This window comes from Kineococcus gurbantunggutensis (genome assembly GCF_050871925.1).
Classification (GTDB): domain Bacteria; phylum Actinomycetota; class Actinomycetes; order Actinomycetales; family Kineococcaceae; genus Kineococcus.
Genome location: NZ_JBJLSG010000102.1, coordinates 1 through 17,914, shown reverse-complemented (window position 1 = coordinate 17,914; position 17,914 = coordinate 1). Strand labels below are relative to the sequence as shown.

General features: G+C 77.9%; 15 protein-coding genes. 7 read left to right on the top strand and 8 right to left on the bottom strand.

Features of this window, described 5'->3' with window-relative positions; genetic code table 11:
- The coding region (locus tag ACRYR7_RS17270; protein ID WP_432573347.1) for a diguanylate cyclase domain-containing protein at positions 1–1,675 on the bottom strand (1,675 nt) is incomplete at its 3' end.
- Positions 1,676–1,781: 106 nt separating this feature from the next.
- Between ACRYR7_RS17270 and ACRYR7_RS17265 the strand changes: the two genes are divergently transcribed.
- Positions 1,782–3,107 carry a methyl-accepting chemotaxis protein gene (locus ACRYR7_RS17265; RefSeq protein ID WP_432573346.1) on the top strand — a complete coding sequence of 442 codons (1,326 nt, stop codon included), beginning with the start codon at positions 1,782–1,784 and terminating at the stop codon, positions 3,105–3,107.
- A gap of 86 nt (positions 3,108–3,193) precedes the next feature.
- On the opposite strand, the gene ACRYR7_RS17260 is transcribed toward ACRYR7_RS17265, so the two are convergent.
- From ACRYR7_RS17260 to ACRYR7_RS17230, 7 genes are all read right to left on the bottom strand, one after another.
- The gene (locus ACRYR7_RS17260) at positions 3,194–4,468 is read right to left on the bottom strand and encodes a hypothetical protein (RefSeq protein WP_432573345.1); all 1,275 of its coding nucleotides are present in this window, start codon (positions 4,466–4,468) and stop codon (positions 3,194–3,196) included.
- The gene (locus tag ACRYR7_RS17255; RefSeq protein ID WP_432573344.1) at positions 4,465–5,676 is read right to left on the bottom strand and encodes a phosphotransferase family protein; all 1,212 of its coding nucleotides are present in this window, start codon (positions 5,674–5,676) and stop codon (positions 4,465–4,467) included. Before ACRYR7_RS17255 ends, ACRYR7_RS17260 begins: the two co-directional genes overlap by 4 nt.
- The gene (locus ACRYR7_RS17250; RefSeq protein ID WP_432573343.1) at positions 5,673–7,466 is read right to left on the bottom strand and encodes an ABC transporter ATP-binding protein; all 1,794 of its coding nucleotides are present in this window, start codon (positions 7,464–7,466) and stop codon (positions 5,673–5,675) included. The genes ACRYR7_RS17255 and ACRYR7_RS17250 overlap by 4 nt, the downstream gene beginning before the upstream one ends.
- Complete coding sequence (locus ACRYR7_RS17245) at positions 7,463–8,704, bottom strand: glycosyltransferase family 4 protein (RefSeq protein ID WP_432573342.1); 1,242 nt, start codon at positions 8,702–8,704, stop codon at positions 7,463–7,465. Before ACRYR7_RS17245 ends, ACRYR7_RS17250 begins: the two co-directional genes overlap by 4 nt.
- Positions 8,701–10,032 carry a glycosyltransferase family 4 protein gene (locus ACRYR7_RS17240; RefSeq protein ID WP_432573341.1) on the bottom strand — a complete coding sequence of 444 codons (1,332 nt, stop codon included), beginning with the start codon at positions 10,030–10,032 and terminating at the stop codon, positions 8,701–8,703. The genes ACRYR7_RS17245 and ACRYR7_RS17240 overlap by 4 nt, the downstream gene beginning before the upstream one ends.
- Positions 10,022–11,281: a glycosyltransferase family protein gene (locus ACRYR7_RS17235; protein ID WP_432573340.1), complete on the bottom strand. Its 1,260-nt coding sequence runs from the start codon at positions 11,279–11,281 to the stop codon at positions 10,022–10,024. The genes ACRYR7_RS17240 and ACRYR7_RS17235 overlap by 11 nt, the downstream gene beginning before the upstream one ends.
- A gap of 152 nt (positions 11,282–11,433) precedes the next feature.
- Positions 11,434–12,219 (bottom strand): FadR/GntR family transcriptional regulator, encoded by a 786-nt coding sequence (locus ACRYR7_RS17230; protein WP_432573339.1) that lies wholly within the window; start codon positions 12,217–12,219, stop codon positions 11,434–11,436.
- Between the two features lie 166 nt (positions 12,220–12,385).
- On the opposite strand from ACRYR7_RS17230, the gene ACRYR7_RS17225 reads away from it, so the two are divergent.
- The 6 genes from ACRYR7_RS17225 to ACRYR7_RS17200 all read left to right on the top strand — a co-directional run.
- The gene (locus tag ACRYR7_RS17225; RefSeq protein ID WP_432573338.1) at positions 12,386–13,351 is read left to right on the top strand and encodes a tripartite tricarboxylate transporter substrate binding protein; all 966 of its coding nucleotides are present in this window, start codon (positions 12,386–12,388) and stop codon (positions 13,349–13,351) included.
- Between the two features lie 89 nt (positions 13,352–13,440).
- Complete coding sequence (locus ACRYR7_RS17220; RefSeq protein WP_432573337.1) at positions 13,441–13,974, top strand: tripartite tricarboxylate transporter TctB family protein; 534 nt, start codon at positions 13,441–13,443, stop codon at positions 13,972–13,974.
- Between the two features lie 3 nt (positions 13,975–13,977).
- Entirely contained in the window at positions 13,978–15,606 is a 1,629-nt protein-coding gene (locus tag ACRYR7_RS17215) for a tripartite tricarboxylate transporter permease (RefSeq protein ID WP_432573336.1), read from the top strand.
- Positions 15,603–16,661, top strand: a complete 1,059-nt coding sequence (locus ACRYR7_RS17210; RefSeq protein ID WP_432573335.1) for a 4-hydroxythreonine-4-phosphate dehydrogenase PdxA — start codon at positions 15,603–15,605, stop codon at positions 16,659–16,661. The genes ACRYR7_RS17215 and ACRYR7_RS17210 overlap by 4 nt, the downstream gene beginning before the upstream one ends.
- A 167-nt stretch (positions 16,662–16,828) precedes the next feature.
- Positions 16,829–17,389 carry a dihydrofolate reductase family protein gene (locus ACRYR7_RS17205; protein WP_432573334.1) on the top strand — a complete coding sequence of 187 codons (561 nt, stop codon included), beginning with the start codon at positions 16,829–16,831 and terminating at the stop codon, positions 17,387–17,389.
- Between the two features lie 182 nt (positions 17,390–17,571).
- On the top strand, positions 17,572–17,914 hold a 343-nt coding region (locus tag ACRYR7_RS17200), incomplete at its 3' end, for an alpha/beta fold hydrolase (protein WP_432573333.1).

The window sequence follows — 17,914 nt, the reverse complement described above, 5'->3', positions numbered from 1 at the left end:
CCAGCTCACCGGCGGCGATGCCGGCGCGCAGCTCGCCCACGCGCTGCAGGCGCTGGCGCGCGGCCTGCCCGCTGGCCTCGTCGTAGCGGGCCAGCCCCCCGCCGCCGCGCTTGGCCACGTACATGGCGCTGTCGGCGCGGCGCAGCAGCTCCGCGCCGCGCCCGCCGTCCCCGGGCTGCTCGCCCTCGCCGTCGCGGTCGCCGCCCGCCCGGCCCGCCGGGCCCGCGGCGGCGAGCGGCGAGGGCCCGGGGCCGGGGCAGGTGAAGGGCCAGGTGGCGATGCCGGCGCTGGCCCCCACGCGCACGCTCAGCGGCCCCAGCGCGAAGGGCTCCACCAGCGCCTGCAGCAGCCGCTCCCCGGCGCGCTGCGCGTCCGCGGCGTCCGCGCCGTCCAGCAGCACGGCGAACTCGTCCCCGCCCAGGCGGGCCAGCAGCGCCTGCTCGGGCACCGCGGCGGCCATGCGCTCGGCGACCTGGCGCAGCAGGTGGTCGCCGCTCTCGTGGCCCAGGCTGTCGTTGACGTCCTTGAAGCGGTCCAGGTCGACCAGGAGCAGGGCGCCCCGCGGCTGCAGCCCGTCCCGGGGCGCGGGCGCGCCGGCGACCCGCGGGAGCAGGCCGCGGCCGGTGCCCGCTCCGCGCAGGCGCTGCCGCAGCGCGCGGCGGTTGGCCAGGCCGGTCAGCTCGTCGCTCAGCGCCTGCTCGCGGCTGTCGGCCAGGCGCAGCACCTCCCGGAAGATGACCAGCACCTTGACGCCGACCAGCAGGATCGTCACCAGCGTCACCACGACGGCGGGAGCGGGCAGCGGGGAGCGCAGGTGGGTGCCCAGCAGCCCCACGCTGAACAGCAGCGCGACGGTCGGGGCCAGCAGCACCGGCCAGCCCTCGGCCACCGCCTCGGTGCGCGGCGCGGGCCGCGACCAGGCGGCGACGGCCAGCAGCACCAGCGCCGCCAGGCGCCCGGCGTCCACCAGCGGGCCCAGCGCCGGGTGCACCAGCACGGCGCCGACGCGGCCCACGGCGACGGCGTCGCTGAGCAGCAGGGCGGCGAAGGCGGCGGCGACCAGGGCCAGGCGGCGGTCGCTGCGCCAGCCGACCATGGCGCCGTTGGCCACGGCGAAGGAGAGCATGAGCAGGTCCATCGCCACCCGGCCCGCCAGGGCGGTGGCGAGGCCGGCGGTGAAGCCGGCCGCCTGCTGCAGGTGGGGCACCACGAAGGCCTCCAGCACCGCCGTGAGCACGGCGATGGTGATGACCCCGTCCAGCCAGGCGCTGGGCAGCAGGTGCCGCACCCGCTGGCGCAGCAGCATCATCTGCCCGGCGTACAGGAAGGGGTAGCCGAGCAGGCCCGCCACGGCCAGCACCTGGTGCTGCTGCTGGTGCGCCACCAGGGCCTGCCCCAGCGCGCCGGTGGAGGTCCCCGACGTCAGCAGCAGCACGGCCTGCACGGCCACCAGCACCCCGGCACCGGCCGCCAGCAGCGACCACACCCCGCGCCCCCGCGGTGCCAGCACCGCGCGCAGCACCAGCGCCGCCAGCGCCGCCAGCGCGCCCGTCAGGTACAGCGGGGTCCAGGCGCCGCCGGGAAGCGCCACCAGCACGGGGACCAGCGGCACGGGTGCGAGCAGCACGAGCAGCCGGCGGCGGCTTCGGCGGCGGCTGCGGGAGTCGGGGTGCACGCTCTGTCGATCGGCAGCGGGGGCGCGCGCACCGATGCGCCACCCGGGGGACCGCGGTGCCCCGGGAGCCCTCAAGCACCGGGCGGCCGGCGCCGATGGCCGGGACGTGCCGAACCAGGTCGCCACCGCTGCGAGCGGTCCCGACGCCTCCTCCCCGCGCCTGCTGCCGCGCGGCGTCCGCCTGGACGAGGCGGCCTTCGCCGCCCGGCACCGCGTCCTGCTGGTCGTGCTGCTGGCCCACGTGCCGCTGCTGGCGGTGCTCGCCCTGGTGCGCCACGTCGGCTCCTGGCAGGTGTGGGCCCAGCTGCTCGTGGTGCTGGCCTGCACCGCCGCGGGCGTCCTGCTGCGCGGGCAGGGCACCCGCGCCGGCGCGGTGGCCTCCGGGCTGATGCTCTCCGCCAACGTCCTGCTGCAGGTCGGCGGCGGGCTGCAGGACCTGCACATCTGGTTCTTCGTGCTGCTCGCCCTGGTCTCGCTGTACCAGGCGTGGGCGCCGTTCCTGCTGGCGATCGCCTTCGTCGCGGTGCACCACCTCACCCTGGGCCTGCTCGACGCCGAGCGGGTCTTCTCCACCCACGCCGCGCACGAGGACCCGCTGGCCTTCGCGCTGCTGCACGCCGTCTTCCTGCTGGCCGAGGCCACCGCCCTGGCCTACGGCTGGAAGTTCACCGAGGCCGCCGAGCGCGCCCGGCACGAGCAGCAGCAGCGCGCCGAGGAGCAGCTCGCCGCCCAGGTCGCCGCCCAGGAGGAGCTGGCCGCCGAGCGCGCCGCGGCCGCCGAGCAGTCCGCGCAGCAGCTGCGCGAGCAGCAGCGGCGCGCGGCGGCCACCGCGCAGCGCCTGGAGGCGCTGCAGCGCTCCGGGCAGCGCCTGGACGAGAACGTCGAGACCGCCGGCGCCGTCATGGACGCCATGCGCACCGCCATCTCCGAGATCGCCGAGGCCGCCGGGCGCGCCAGCGTCACCGCCCGCTCCGCCGACGCGCAGTCGCGCACCAGCGCGCAGACCGTCGAGAAGCTGACCGTGACGATGGCGCAGATCGACGGGATCGCCACCACCATCACCGGCATCGCCGCGCAGACGAACCTGCTGGCGCTGAACGCCACGATCGAGGCCGCCCGGGCCGGGGAGCTGGGCCGCGGCTTCGCCGTCGTGGCCGGCGAGGTCAAGGAGCTGGCCGCCGCCACCGCCGAGGCCACCGACGAGATCCGCCGCGTGGTGGACGCGGTGCGCGCCGACGTGGACAGCACCGCGGCCGCCATGGGCGGCATCCAGGCCACCCTGCAGGACGTCGTGCACTCCCAGGCCACCATCGCCGCGGCCGTGGAGGAGCAGAGCGCGGCCACCGAGGAGGCCCGTCACGCCATCGCCGGCGCCTCCGAGCAGGCCGGGACGATGGTGCGCGACATGCACGGCCTCGTCGAGACCACCTGACGGGGGCGCCGCCCGACACCTGACGGGGGCGCCACCCGAGGCACCCCGCCCGCGCGCGGCGGAGCCGGTCACCCCCGGGCGACCGGTCACCCGCCGACGACCGGCCCCGGCGACCGGCGCGGCGCGCCGTGGGGGGCGCGGTGCCGGGCGCGGGGCTCCAGCCAGGGCGCCAGGTCGTGCACCGGACCGCGGAAGGCGTGCACCGCCACCAGCCGCAACCGCGCGGCCGCCCGCCACAGCTCCAGCCGCCGCGGGCCCAGCTCCAGCAGCGGGTGCCCGCAGGCCCGCCAGCCCTCCCGCAGCCCCGCCGACAGCGCAGCCACCGCCGAGGGCGCCGCCCCGCGCGCCAGCGCCAGGTCCAGGTGGGCCAGCAGGTTCGCCGCGTCCAGGCACGGGTCGGCGCGCGCGGCGGTGTCCACGTCCAGGAACGTCACCGCCGCGCCCCCCGCCGCGCCCCCCGCCGGGTGGGCGCCCGCGCCGCGGGGCGGAGAGCGCACGAGCACCTGACCGTCGTGCAGGTCGCGGTGGGACAGCACCGGCGCGGCCGCGGGCAGCGCGTGCAGCGCGTCGCCCAGGGCGCCGGCCAGCGCGAGCGCGCGCGCCGCCAGCGGCGGGGGCAGCACGCCGAAGCCGCGGGCGTCCTCGACCCAGCGCCGCAGCAGCGCGGCCTCGGCGGCGGCGTCGTGCCCGGGCAGGGCGAGGGCGGCGGGGCTCGCGGAGGCGTCGGCCAGCGCGCCGGTGGCCAGGGCGGTGGCGCGGCCCGCGGCGCGGCAGCGCGCCGCGGCACCGGCGCCGGCGGCCAGCAGCGCCGCCAGGTCCGTCCCGGCGACCGGTTCCAGGCGCAGCAGCCCCTCCCCCGTCCCGCGGACCTCGACGAGGCCGGGGCGGTGGGGGTGCCCGCCCAGGGCGGCGTCCACCGAGCGCAGCCGGGCCAGCGCGGTGCGCGTGGCCGCGGGCCGGGCGACCTTGAGGAACGCGCGCGGCGCGCGGGCCGGCCCGGTGCGCAGCACGGCGCGCTTGCCGGCGCGGTGGGCGAGGAGCGTGCCGCCCTGCGCCAGGGCGGCGGCCAGGGCGGGCAGCCGCTCGTCGCGCTCGAGCACCTCGACGTCGGCGCCGGTCAGGACGCCGCCGTCCAGGTGCACCCGCGCGGTGGCGGCCACGGCGCGCCCGGCGGCGTCACGGCCCTCCAGCACCAGGACCCGCTGCGGCTCCCCCGCCCGGTCGCCGACCGGCTCGCCCGCCGCGGCCCCGCTCCGGGCGCCGGGCCAGGCGCGGTGCCAGCGCGTTCCCGCGGGGGCGGGCACGCGCTGCAGGACGGGCAGCGCGCCGGGCCCGCCCGGGGGTCCCGGACGCCGGCTCACCCGCGCCCTCCCCGGGGCGCGAGCTCGTCGAGGGCGCCGGCCGCCAGCGCCGCCAGGTGCGCGGTGCGCTCGGGCCAGCCGGCGCGGCGGCGGCGGAACGGCTCGGGCAGGCGCAGCAGCGCGGCCGCGGCCAGCAGCAGCGGGTGCGCGGCGGGCACCGCGCCGGGCGGGCGCCCCAGCGCCGCGCAGGAGGCGCGCCAGGTGGCCGCGTCCCACCCGGCGGGGCCGCGGGCGGCGCGGTCGAGGTCGAGGACGACGAGCTCGCCGTCGGGGGCGCGCAGGAGCTGGTCCGGGGACAGGTCGCCGTGGCACAGCACCCGCGGGCTCAGCGCCGCGCGGTGCCGGGGCACCGCGGCGCCCCAGCGCCGCCGGCAGGCCTCCACGTCGGTGCGCGCGGCGGGGGGCAGCGGTCCGGGGCGGTGCAGCACCGCGCGCACGGCGGCGTCGAGGGCGGCGGGCCCGAGCGCGGGCAGCCCCGCGCCGGCGTGCTGCGCCCACCGCCCCAGCAGGGCGCTCAGCGCCGCGCCCACCTCGCCCGCGGGCCCGCCGCCGGTGAACTCCTGCACGGCGGTGAGCTCCCCGCGCAGCACCGTGCGCGGGGTGCGGGTGCCCGCGGCGCGGAAGAGGTGCGCGGCGACGGCGGCGCGCGCGGCGGGGCCGGGGGCGGCGTGCACCTTCACCAGCTCCGCGCCGCACCGCAGGACGGCGCGGCGGGCGGGGTTGTGCGCGAGGGTGCGCGCACCGGCGGCGGCCAGCGGGCGCAGGCCCGGCAGGTCGCGGTCGGCCACGGCCGGCACCAGCGCGGCGCGCAGGGCGCCGTCCAGGGCGGTGGGGCCGTCGCCGCGGGCGGCGCGGGCGTCCCGGTCCACCTTGCCGGGCTCGTGCGGCTGCCGCCCGGGGCGGGGGGCGTACGCGCTGAGCAGCCACCACGGCCCGCCGTCGCCGGGGTCGACGGCGGCGCGCACCGAGGTGCCCGGCTTGCAGCGCAACCGGTCCACCCGGGCTGTGCCGGGCAGCGGAACGCCGTGCCCGCGGGCCCAGGCGCGCAGCAGCGCGTCGTCGAGGGCCAGCGCCAGGCCGGGCAGCAGCGGCTCGGCGGCGGTGAGCTCGCGCTCGAGCCCGCGCGGGTCGCCGAGCACCCCGGACCCGCGGAAACCGTCCACCCCGTCCACCCCGTCCACCCCGTCGAACCCGTCAACCCCGTTCACCGCGTCACCGCCCCGCAGGGGCGCACCGGGTGCGGCGGCGAGGGCTGCGGGGGCTGCGAGGGCTGCGGCGCGGGCCGGTGGCCGGGACGCTCGGTGAACCGGCCCCCGCGCAGCTCCACGACCCGGTCGCACCGGGGCAGCAGGGACTCGTCGTGGGTGACCAGGACGGTGGTGCGCCCGCTGGTCAGGCGCTCCAGCGCGGCCAGCACCGTGCGGGCCGAACCCTCGTCCAGGCCGGTGGTCGGCTCGTCCAGCAGCACCAGGCCGGGGTCGCGCAGCAGGGCGCGGGCGATGGCCAGGCGCTGGCGCTGCCCGCCCGAGAGCGAGCCGCCGCGCTCGCTCAGGGGGGTCTCGTAGCCCTGCGGCAGGTCGAGGACGAAACCCTCCGCGCCGACCGCGCGCACGGCGGCCTCGACGTCGGCGTCGGAGGCGCCGGGCCGGCCCAGGCGCACGTTCTCGCGCACGGTGGCGGCGAACAGCACCGGTTCCTGCAGCACCACGGCGGTGCGCTCGCGCACGTCGGCGCGTCGCAGGTCGCGCGCGTCGTGCCCGTCCAGCAGCAGGCGCCCGGCGGCGGGGTCCACCAGGCGCAGCAGCAGCTGCAGGGTGGTGCTCTTGCCCGACCCGCTGGCCCCCACGATCGCCAGGCGCTCGCCGGGGCGCACCCGCAGGTCCGCCCCGCGCAGCACGCCGTGCCCGGGGCGCCGTTCGACGGTGACGCCCTCCAGGCGCACGTCTCCGCGCAGCCGGTGCAGCCGGTGCGCGCCGGGTTCCTCGGCCAGGGGGGCGGCCTGCTCGAGGGTGTCGGCCACGCGCTCGCCGGAGGCGGCGGCGCGGGCGATGCGCCCGGTGTGCTTGGCCAGGTCGCGCACCGGCCTGAACGCGGCCTTGAGGTAGGTGAGGAACACGACGAGGTCGCCGACGGTCAGGGCGCCGGCGAGGACGCGCTGGGCGCCGACGACCAGGACGACGGCGGTGGCGACGCCGACGAGGACGTCCACGCGCCGCTCCAGGCCGGCGGCCAGGCGGCGGGCGCGCACCCCCTCGCGCAGGGTGCCGTCGTTGGCGGCGGTGAAGGCGCGGGTGCGCTCGCCCTGCAGGTCGTACGCCTGCAGGAAGGCGATGCTCGTGAACGTCTCGGCGGCGTCGGAGGCCAGCGCGCCCTCCCGGCCGCGCTGCGCGCGCGAGGCGCCGGTGATGCGCTCGCTGCTGCGGCGGCCGGTGAGCAGCAGCAGCGGCACCACGGCCAGCACGGCCAGGGCGAGCAGCGGGTCCAGGACGAGCATCACGACGGCCATGGCGGCGAACGTCACCACGCTGCCCAGCAGCGGCAGGCCGGCGGTGATGGCGGCCTCCTGCACGCGCCCGACGTCGCCGACGACGCGGGTGACGAGGTCGCCGGTGCGGGCGCCGGCGTGGAAGGCGGGCGCGGCGTGCAGCAGGCGGTCGTTGACGGCGGCGCGCAGGCGGGTGGTGGTGCGCGCGCCGACCAGCGTGAACGCCACCGTGGTCAGGTAGGCGGCGGCGGCGCGGCCGACGGCGGTGAGGACGACCGCCGCCCCGGCCAGCACGGTCAGGCGCACGGCGTCGGGGGCCGCGCGCCCGCCGGCGGCGGCGGGCACCACGGTGTCCAGGACGAACTTCAGCGGCCACGGCTCGGCGAGGCGGAAGGCGACCTCGGCGAGCAGGGCGAGCAGGCCGCCGGTGGCGGCGGTGCGCGAGCCCCTGGTGTGCGGGGCGACGAGGGCGATCGTGCGGCGCAGCGCGGACCGCTCGCGGCGGCCCCTCACGCGCCCGCCCCGGCCGCGGCGGGCACCGGCAGGGACAGCTCCACCGCGCGCCGCCAGCTGTGCCGCTGCTCGACGGCCGCGCGGCCGGCGGCGCCGAGGCGGGCGCGCAGCGCGGCGTCGGTGCGCAGCCGCTGCAGCGCGGCGGTGAGGGCGTCCAGGTCGCCGGGGGCGGTGAGCAGCAGGTCCCGCCCGTCGCGGTAGCAGGCGGGCAGGTCGCCGACGGCGGCGGCCACGGTGGGCAGCGCGCACGCGAGGTACTCGGCGACCTTCAGCGGCGAGAAGTACGCCCGCCCCGGCGGGTAGGGGGCCGCGGCGGCGGTGGCGCCGGCCAGCGCGGCGGGCACGTCGGCCGGGTGCAGCGCGCCGGGCGCCTCGACGGCCACGCCGAGCTGCGCCGCGCGCTCCAGGGCCGCGGCGCGCCGGGGGCCGTCGCCGATCAGCAGCAGCCGCACCGGCGCGCCGGGCAGGTGCGCCAGGCGCCCGGCGGCCTCCACGAGCAGGTCCACCCCGTGCCAGGGCCGGAACGCGCCGACGAACGCGACCGTGAAGACCGTCTCGGGACCCCCTTCGAAACTCCCGCCGGGGGTTCCGCGGGGAGCCGCGCCGGGCCCCGGGGCGGCGGGCCGGAACCGCTCCAGGTCCACGCCGTTAGGCACGACCGCGACCTCGAGGCCGCCGCCGGCGGCCTCGCGGGCCCACCGGGCGACCGGGGAGCTGACGGCCACGACGCGGGTGGCCGCGCGCAGCGCGCGGCGGGTGCAGGCGTGCGCCCCGGCGGCGTCGTGCAGGCCGCGGTGCCGCGCCTGCTCCAGCGGCAGCGGGGCGTTGACCTCCAGCACGGACGGCGCGCCGGCCGCGCGGGCGGCCTCCTGCACGGCGTGCGCGAACAGGGAGTACCGCTCGTACACCAGCGCCGTCCCGGTCCCGTTGCCGCGCAGCAGGTCCGCGACGAGGCGGCCGGCGCGCTCGTCGACGGCGCGCAGGTCCCGCTCGCGCTGGGCGCCGGTGCGCCCGGGCGGCAGCGGCAGGTGGTGCACGTGCACGCCCTCCAGGCCGGCGGGCGCCGGCCCGCCGGTGCGGGTGGTCACGACGTGCACCCGCGCGCCGGTGGCGGCGAGCACCCGCAGCACCTCCTGCACGTGCACCGAGCAGCCCTTGCCGCCGAAGACGGGGACGCCGGGGTCCAGGCAGGCGTGCACGACGAGGCTGCCGGGCCCGAGCAGCTCCAGCGCGCTCACCGGGCCACCCCCGCGGCGGGAACCGCGGGAACCGCCGCGCGGACTCCCCGGGGAACCCCGCGGGGAACCCGGTCGAGAACCGCGTCGGGAACCCGGTCGGGAACCCCGTCGGGAACCCGGTCGGGAACCCCGAGGGTGACCTCGCGCAGCCGCGCCGCCTGCGCGGCGGCGTCGAAGCGCTCCTCCACGCGGGCGCGCGCGGCGAGCGCGCAGCGGGCGGCCAGGGCCGGGTCGTCCAGCACGGTGCGCAGCGCCGCGGCCAGCGCGGCGGGTTCGCCCGGCGGCACGAGCAGGCCGCCGACGCCGTGCTCGACGGCCTCGGGGATCCCGGTGACGGTGGTGGCGACCACGGGCGTGCCCAGGGCCATCGCCTCCAGCACGACGGTGGGCAGCCCGTCGCGGTCGCCGTCGGGGGCGACGACGCAGGGGGCGGCGAAGACCGCCGCCGAGCGCAGCAGGTCGTGGACCTCGTGCTGGGGCAGTGGGCCGAGCAGTTCCACCGCGCCGTCCAGGTCCGCGGCCCGCGCCCGCGCGCGCAGCGCCTCCCGGCAGGTGCCGGAACCGGCCAGCAGAAGCTGCACGGGGTCGCCGCCGGCGCGCAGCAGGGCGATCGCGTCGAGCAGGTCGGCGAAACCCTTCTTCGGCACCAGCCGCCCGACGGCCGCCACGACGCGCGGCCGGCCCACCGGCGCGGTGAAGGGCAGGTCGGCGGGGTCCACGCCGTTGTGCACGCGCACCGCGCGCGCGGCGGGGTGTTGCTCGGCGAGCCAGCGCACGTTGTGGTCGCTGACGGTCACGACGGTGGCGGCGTCGGCCAGGACGGCGCCGAGGGCGTCGCCGCCGGAAACGTACAGGTCCTTGGCGTGCGCGGTCAGCGAGTACCGGATCCCCAGCAGCGCGGCGGCGTGCCGGGCGGTGCGCGCGGGCAGGGTCGCGAAGTGCGCGTGCAGGTGGGTGACGCGCTCGCGGTGCGCCCACAGCGCCAGCAGCACGCCCTGCGCGGCGACCTCCACGTCGTCGGCCAGCAGCCGGGGCAGCGCCGCGGTGAACCCGGGCAGGTGCGCGGCCTCGCGCAGCGCCGGCCACAGGGCGGCGCTGGAGCGCCCGGCGCCCTCCCCGATCCAGGTGACCGGTGCGCGCACGCGGGCGAGCAGGGCGTGGAAGCGGGTGTCGGTGGTGGGCCGCAGCGCGGCGATGACGAGGTCCTCCCCGGCGGCCTCGCGCGCCAGCACCTCGCGCACGACGAACGTCTCGGAGAACCTCGGGTACACCTTCACGACGTACCCGACGCGGTGGCGGCTCGCCTGGGCGGGGGTCTCAGCAGGCACGCGCGACGCTCCCCCCGCTCACCGGCGCCAGCGCGCCGGGCAGCCCGGGGACCGGTGCGCCGCAGGGGCGCGCGCGCAGCAGGTGCGCGGCGCGGCGGCGGACCGCGGCCAGGCCGTCCAGGGCCAGGCCCTCGCGGGTCACGGGGCCGCGGCGCAGCGCCCGGCGCACCCAGGCGCCCAGCTCGTGCGGGGCGGGGTCGGTGGCCACGTCCAGGACCCCGGCGCGAGCCAGGGCCTCGGCGCGCACCTGCTGCTCGCGGCGCGGGCGGGTGCGCGGCACCACCAGCGCCGGGGTGGTGGTCGCCAGCACCTCGGCGACGGAGTTGTACCCGCCCATGCACACCACCGCGTCGGCCGCGGCGGCCCACCGCCCGACCGCGTCGGTGAACGGCACCACGTGCACCTCCGGGCGCCGCGCGGCGGCGACCAGCTCGGAGCGCAGGGCGGCCGGGGCGAACGGGCCGGGCAGCAGGACCAGTTCCACGCCGGCCGGCAGCGGGGCCCGCAGCAGCGCGCGGGTCAGGCGCTCGCCGTCGGCACCGCCGCCGACGGAGGCCAGCACGGTGCGCGCGCGGGGGTCGCGCCGGGGCAGCGGGTCGCCGGTGCCGGCGGGGCGGTCGGCGGCCAGGTAGCCGAGGAAGCGGGTGGCGGCGCGCTGGGCCGGCGGCAGGCGCAGGTCGTCGCGCAGGTCGTGCACGGAGGGGTCGCCGTAGACCCACACCTCGTCGTAGAACCGCGCCAGGGCCGCCTCCCCGCCGTCGCGGCGCCACTCGGCCCGCGCCGCGGCCGGGTCGTCGAGCACGTCGCGCAGCCCCAGCACGGTGCGGGTGCGCCCGGCGGCGCGCAGCGCGGTGAGGGCGCCGAGCAGCTCGCCGCGGAACCCGGTGGGCGCCTTGTCGACGACCAGCAGGTCCGGGCGCCACGCGGTCAGGGCGGCGGTGGCCGTCGCCGCCCGCAGCGCCACGACGTCCTGCAACGGCACGTCGAGCGCGTCGGCGGCGTAGCGGCCGTCGGCGTCCTTGCGCACGGAGGGCAGCACCAGCAGGTCCACCCCGGCCGGGCGGGCGAAGCGCTGCGCCTGCGGGGAGCCGGTGACCACCAGCACGTCCGGCCGCAGCGGCGAGCCGCGCAGCGCGCCGGCCAGGGCGAGGTTGCGGCGCAGGTGCCCCAGGCCGCACGTGTCGTGCCCGTACAGGGCCACCCGGAACCCGCGGGCGCCGCGCGGGGCCCGCGCCGGTGGTCCCGCCACCGGTGCCACCGGTGCCCCCGACGCTCCGACTGCTGCTCGCACGGTGTCCTCCGCTCTTCGCCGCGACCCCTGACGGGTGACGAGCGTGCCGACGGCGCATGAGCGGCGGGTGACACGACGGTGAGAGTACTCTCACCGCCCGGGTGCAGTCGTCAGCCCTCGCGGGCGCCGTGGCCCAGCGAGCGCATCAGCCGCGCTTCGGCGTTGGTCATGTGCGTGCGCATGGCGCGCTCGGCGCCGGCGGTGCGGCCCGCGGCGATCGCCTCGACGACGGCGGCGTGCTCGGCGAGGGTGTCCTCGACGTGACCGCAGTCGGCGCGCACCGCGCGCGCCATCCACACGCCCAGCAGGGAGCGGACGCTGTCGAGCATCCCGGCCAGCACGGTGCTGCCGGAGGTGGCCGCCACCTGCAGGTGGAAGGCGACGTCGGCCTGGACGAAGGCGTCGATGTCCCCCGCGGCGCCGGTCTCGCGCATGTCCTGCAGGCGCTCGTGCAGGCGGACGAGGGCCTCGGGGGTGCGCTCGCGGGCCGCGATGCCGGCCAGGGCGATCTCCAGGTGGTGGCGGGCCTCGACCAGGTGCAGCGTCTCGGGCTTGCCGAGCACGAGGCCCCACTCGACGGCCTGGGGCAGCAGGTCGGCGGTGCGGCCGGTCAGGTAGGTGCCCGAGCCCTGCCGGCTGTGCACCAGCCCCAGCAGGTCCAGGGCGGCCAGGGCCTCGCGCACCGCCCCGCGCCCGACGCCCAGGTCCGCGGCGAGCTGGCGCTCGGGCGGCAGGCGGTCGCCGGGGGCCAGGCCCTGCTCGGCGATGTGCGCCAGCACGCGGCGGGCGGTGTCGGCCACCGAGGAGTCCGGCCGCTGCACGGGCACCACCGCGCCGACGGGGTCCGCCGGGCTCGCGCGACCGGCTTCGACGTCGGCACCGACGCTGGGCTGCATGGGGTGATCGTAACAGCACCGTTGTAAGTGGTCGACCATTGAGAACGAATGGTTGACCAATTTGGAGAGACGCTCTAGCTTCGTCGCGTCACGCCGGGCACCCGACGCCCGCGCACCGATCGACGACGACCGACGTCTTCGCGGCTGAGCCGCGGAAGGGGTGACGATGAAGTCACGGCTCCTGGCGGGCACGGCCCTGGTGGCCGGCGCCGCGCTGCTCACCTCCTGCGGGCTGCCGACGGCGCAGGCCCGCATCCCCGACGACTGGGAGCCGCGCGGCTCCGTGCCGGCCGTCGTGGCGTTCGCGCCCGGCGGCGGCAGCGACCGCTCCGCCCGCGTCATCGCCCAGGCCCTGAACGAGCGCGAGCTCGGCTTCGACGTCAACGTCGAGAACAAGGAGGGCGGTTCCGGCGCGGTGGGCTGGTCCACGTTCCTGGCCGAGGAGGGCAACGGCAACACGCTGCTGGTGGCCGAGACGGCGCTGAACACGCTGCCGCAGGTCTACGACGTGCCCTTCACGTACCGCGACTTCACGCCCCTGGTGATGTTCGCCCGCGACTCGCGCATGGTCGTCGCCCCGGTCGACTCCGCGTTCAGCACCTGCACGGACGTGGTCGAGGCCAGCAGGGCGGGACGGGTCGTCTCCGGATCCAGCGGGCGCACGGGCGCCGACGCGCTGGCCGTCGCCGGCCTGGAGGACAACGGCGCTCAGCTGGACGTCGTGCCCTACGGCTCCACGGGCGAGGTCATCACCGCCCTGCTCGGCGGGCAGGTGGCGCTGGCCCCCGCCAGCGCCGCGGCGGCCAAGCCGTACGTGGAGAGCGGCGACCTCAAACCCCTGTGCACCCTCTCGCCCGAGCGCTTCGACGACCCGGTCCTGGGCTCGGTGCCCACGGCCAGGGAGCAGGGCATCGACGCCGAGGTCGTCCTGTGGCGCGGGGTCTTCGGCGCAGGGGGCATCGCCCCCGTGCAGCGCGACTACTGGATCCGCGAGATCGAGGCGGCGATGGACTCCGACACCTACCGCGACTACATCGCCGAGGACCTGCTGGAGCCGGCCGACGTCTCCGGCGAGGAGTTCGCGGCCTTCCTGGCCGACTACGACGAGCAGATGGCGGAGGTCTTCCAGTGAGCACGCCCACCACACGCCCCCACCCGCGCGGGACCGGCAGCGCGAGCGGGACCGGCGCACCGGCTGCGCCGCCACCGGTCCCGGAGCGCGTGCGCGCCCCGCGCGGGCAGGTCGTGGCCACCGCCGTGACCGGCGCGCTCGGCGCGGCGTTCTTCACCCTGTCGTTCGCCTACCCGTGGCAGCTGGAGGACGGCTCCGTCGGGCCCGCGGCGCTGCCGCGCACCGCCTCCGCGCTGCTCGTGCTGGTGTGCCTGGCCCGTCTGGGCCTTCAGCTGCGCGGCAGCGTCCCGGAGCCGGCGGCGCCCGGCGAGCAGGAGCCGGCCGGCGACGGCGAGGGCGCCGCTCCGGCCGCCGAGGAGGTCGAGGAGGTCCCGCACGCGCGGCGCAAGCTGCTGCTGGTGGGCGCCACCGTCCTGGCCACCGCGCTGCTCGTCCCGTACCTGGGCCTGCTGCTCGCGCTGGGTCTGATGACCCTCTTCCTCGCCGCCGTGGTCGAGCGCCAGCCGCTGCTGCGCTCGCTGCTCGTGGCCGGCGGCACGCTGGCCGTGTCGTACCTGGTGTTCGTCGTCCTGCTGGGCATCCCGCTGCCGACGGGGCTGCTCGACCCGGCCGTGTGGAGGTAGACGGTGCTCGACAACCTCGCTCTCGGCTTCGGTGCCGCCGTCACCCCGGAGAACCTGCTGTGGTGCTTCCTGGGGGTCCTGCTCGGCACCGTCATCGGCATCCTGCCCGGCCTGGGCTCGGCCACCGGCGTGGCCATCCTCATCCCGGTCACGCTGACCCTCTCGCCGCTGACCGCGCTCATCATGCTCGCCGGCATCTACCACGGCGCGCAGTTCGGCGCGACGACCACCGCCATCCTCATCGCCACGCCCGGCGAGGCCTCCAGCGTCGTGAGCACCCTGGACGGCTACCAGATGGCCCGCAAGGGCCGCGCCGGGCCGGCGCTGGCCATCTCCGCGCTCGGCGCGTTCGTCGCCGCGACCCTCTCGCTGGTCGCGCTCATGGCGCTGGCCCCCACCTTCGCCGACATCGCGCTGGGGTTCGGGCCCACCGAGATGCTCGCCATCATGGTCCTGGGCCTGACCACCATCGTGGTGTTCTCCGGCAAGGCACTGCTGACCGGCGTGTCCATGGGGCTGGTCGGCATCCTGGTGGCCTGCATCGGCGTCGACGTCGGCAGCGGCACCCCCCGCTACGCGTACGGAACCATCGACCTGTTCGGCGGCGTGCCGTTCGTGGAGGTGATGATCGGGCTGTTCGCGATCGGAGAGCTGCTGAACCAGCTGCACCTGGGCACCGCCACCCCGATCCGCGCACGGTTCCGCGACCTGCTGCTGACCAGAGAGGACCTGCGCCGGGCGACCCCGTCGACCTTGCGAGGCACCGTCATCGGTTTCCTGCTGGGCTGCCTGCCCGGCGCCGGCTCCACCCTGGCCTCGTTCATGGCGTACGGCGCGGAGAAGCAGTTCTCCAAGAACCGCAGGCTGCTGGGCAAGGGCGCCATCGAGGGCGTGGTCGCCCCCGACGCGGCCACCAACGCCGCCTCCAACGCCAACTTCATCCCGACCTTGGCCCTGGGCGTACCCGGGGGGGCGACCACCGCGGTGCTGCTGGGCGCGTTCCTCGTCTACGGCATCCAGCCGGGCCCGCTGCTGTTCGAGAACCAGCCCACTCTGGTGTGGGGCCTGCTGGTCTCGTTCTTCATCGGCAACCTCATGCTGCTGCTGCTGAACCTGCCGCTGGCCCCGGTCTTCGCCCAGCTGCTGCGCATCCGCTACGCGTTCATGTACCCGCTGATCATCGCCACCAGCCTGCTGGGCGCGTACTCGGTGAAGAACTCCATGTTCAGCATCTGGGTCGTGCTGCTGTTCGGCCTGCTCGGGTACGCCATGAAGCGCCTGGACCTGCCGATGGCTCCGCTCGTCCTCGGCCTGGTCGTCGGCCCGCTGTTCGAGAAGGCCCTGGTGCAGACCTCCGCGCTGGCCGGCGACGAGGGCGTGACCGGCCTGGTGGCCGCCAGCCCGACCGCGCTGGGCATCCTCGTCCTGGCGGTGGGGCTGCTGCTGGCCCCGGCGCTCCTGCGCCGCGCGGCGCACCGGCGGACGGCCCAGGTGGCCACCACCCCGCAGCCCGTGCTCACCGGCGCCCCCGCGCGCACGCACGACTTCAGCACCGACGGCGGCACCGACCGCACCACCGGACCCGGCACCGGCCGGGCCGGCGACCGCACCACCGAGCAGGAGGAGAAGTGACCGACGTGGCCACCGACCACACGAGCAGCCCGGCAGCGGCGGGCGCGGGCGCCCGGCCCCGCATCGCCGTCACCCTCGGAGACCCGGCCGGGGTGGGCCCCGAGCTCGTCGCCAAGCTGCTGGCGCTGCCGGGGACCAGCGCGGCGGCCGACGTCGTGCTCGTCTCCGACACCGAGGAGATCGCCTCGGCGGGGCGCGACGCGGGCGTGGACATCCGGCTGTCGAGCGAGCCCGGCGACGGCCTGCCGCGCCTGCACCCCACCCGCGGGGTGCGCCCCGAGGGCGGCTTCGTCCGCCAGCGGGCCACCGCCGAGGGCGGGCGCTGGTCCCTGGACGCGCTGAGCACCGCACTGGACCTGGTGCGCGCCGACGAGGTCGACGCCGTCGTCTTCGCCTCGCTGAACAAGACGTCGATGCACCTGGCCGGCATGACGGAGAACGACGAGCTGCACTGGTTCGAGTCGGTCCTGGGCGCGGACCCGGCCGGGGACGGCTTCACCTGCGAGATCAACGTCCTGCCCGGCCTGATGACCTCGCGCGTCACCTCGCACGTGTCGGTCGCCGAGGTCGACGCCGGCATCACCCCCGAGCGCGTGCTCGGCGCCACGCGCCTGCTGGACCGCCTGCTGCGCGAGCGCGGCGTCGCCTCGCCCTCGCTGGCGGTGTGCGCCCTCAACCCCCACGCCGGGGAGGGCGGTCGCTTCGGCCGCCACGAGATCGAGGTCATCTCCCCCGCGGTGCAGCGGCTGCGCGCCGAGGGCATCGACGTCCAGGGCCCGTTCCCCTCGGACACGATCTTCCTGCGTGCGCGCACCGACGAGTTCGACGGCGTGGTGACGATGTACCACGACCAGGGGCAGATCGCGATGAAGCTGCTCGGCTTCGACCGCGGGGTCACGGTGGCCGGCGGGCTCAGCGTGCCGATCTGCACCCCCGCGCACGGCACCGCCTTCGACATCGTCGGGCAGGGCAGGGCCGGGATCGGCGCCATGCAGCACGCCTTCGAGATCGCCGTCTCCATCGCCTCGCAGCGGCGGGCCGCCGCGACCGCCTGAGCGGCCCGGGCGGGGTCCGGGGTGCTGGTCGTGGACGGCCGCCCCCGGGCCCCGCCGGTGCGCGCGAGCACCGGCGGCGCCGCGGAGGTTCCCGTGCGGCGCCGCGTCCGGCAGAGTCCGGTGCCACGGCAGCGGACCCCCGCGGCACCGAGCACGGAGGAGCAGGCATGGGCGCCATCAGGGTGCACGAGTTCACGACCGTCGACGGCGTCGTCGACACCCCGACCTGGACGGTCGAGCACGGCTTCCCCGACGACCTGGCCGCCTCCATCGGCCGGCTGACCTCCTCCAGCGGCGCGATCCTGCTGGGGCGCACCACGTACGAGATGTTCGCGCCCGCCTGGTCGGCGCGGACGGCGGAGGAGGACCCCGGGGCGCCGTTCTTCAACGACACCCGCAAGTACGTCGTCTCCTCGACCCTGTCGCCGGCGCAGGCGGACTGGAACGACAGCGTGGTCCTGGACGGCTACGACCCCGGGCGCATCCGCCGCCTGAAGGACGAGGTCGACGGCGACGTCTACGTCAGCGGCAGCGCCACCCTGGTGCGCGCCCTGCTGGCCGACGGCCTGGTCGACGAGCTGCACCTGTACGTCTACCCCGTCGCCGTCGGCGGCGGGATCCGGCTGTTCGAGACCGGCGGGCCGGCGCTGCCCCTGGCCCTGCTGGGCTGCGAGCCCCTCAGCAACGGCGTCGCGCACCTGACCTACGGGCCCGCCCCGCGCTCCTGAGGGGCTGCCGCCCACCACCGCCGGGCACCGGCCGGTGGTGGGCGCCGGCGCGCGTCCGGGCGCGAGGAGGGTGTCACCCGGTGGGAGCAACGGCCGAAAGGCGAGGGTTCAACCACCCGGCTACGGTCGTGGGCGCACCACCGGCAGGACCCTCCCCGACCACGAGGACAGCGAGGACACCGATGACGGAGATCACCGCCCACCACGGGCTGTTCCGGAACACGAACCTGCACGTGGACGACACCGGCGGTCCCGGCCGCCCGGTCGTGCTCGTCCACGGCTGGCCGCTGTCGGGGGCCTCCTGGTCGCAGCAGGTGCCCGTCCTGGCCGAGGCCGGCTACCGCGTAGTCACCTACGACCGCCGCGGCTTCGGCCGCAGCGACAAGCCCCGCGGCGGCTACGACTACGACACCCTCACCGAGGACCTGCACACCCTGCTGACCGAGCTGGACCTCACCGACGTCACCCTGGTGGGCTTCTCCATGGGCGGCGGGGAGGTGGCCCGCTACTTCAGCAGGTACGGCA

Excerpts from the sequence above, each read along its gene's own strand:
- ACRYR7_RS17205 (WP_432573334.1), top strand. The coding sequence starts at position 16,829 with ATGGGCGCCATCAGGGTGCACGAGTTCACGACCGTCGACGGCGTCGTC.
- ACRYR7_RS17225 (WP_432573338.1), top strand. The coding sequence starts at position 12,386 with ATGAAGTCACGGCTCCTGGCGGGCACGGCCCTGGTGGCCGGCGCCGCG.
- ACRYR7_RS17230 (WP_432573339.1), bottom strand. The coding sequence starts at position 12,219 with ATGCAGCCCAGCGTCGGTGCCGACGTCGAAGCCGGTCGCGCGAGCCCG.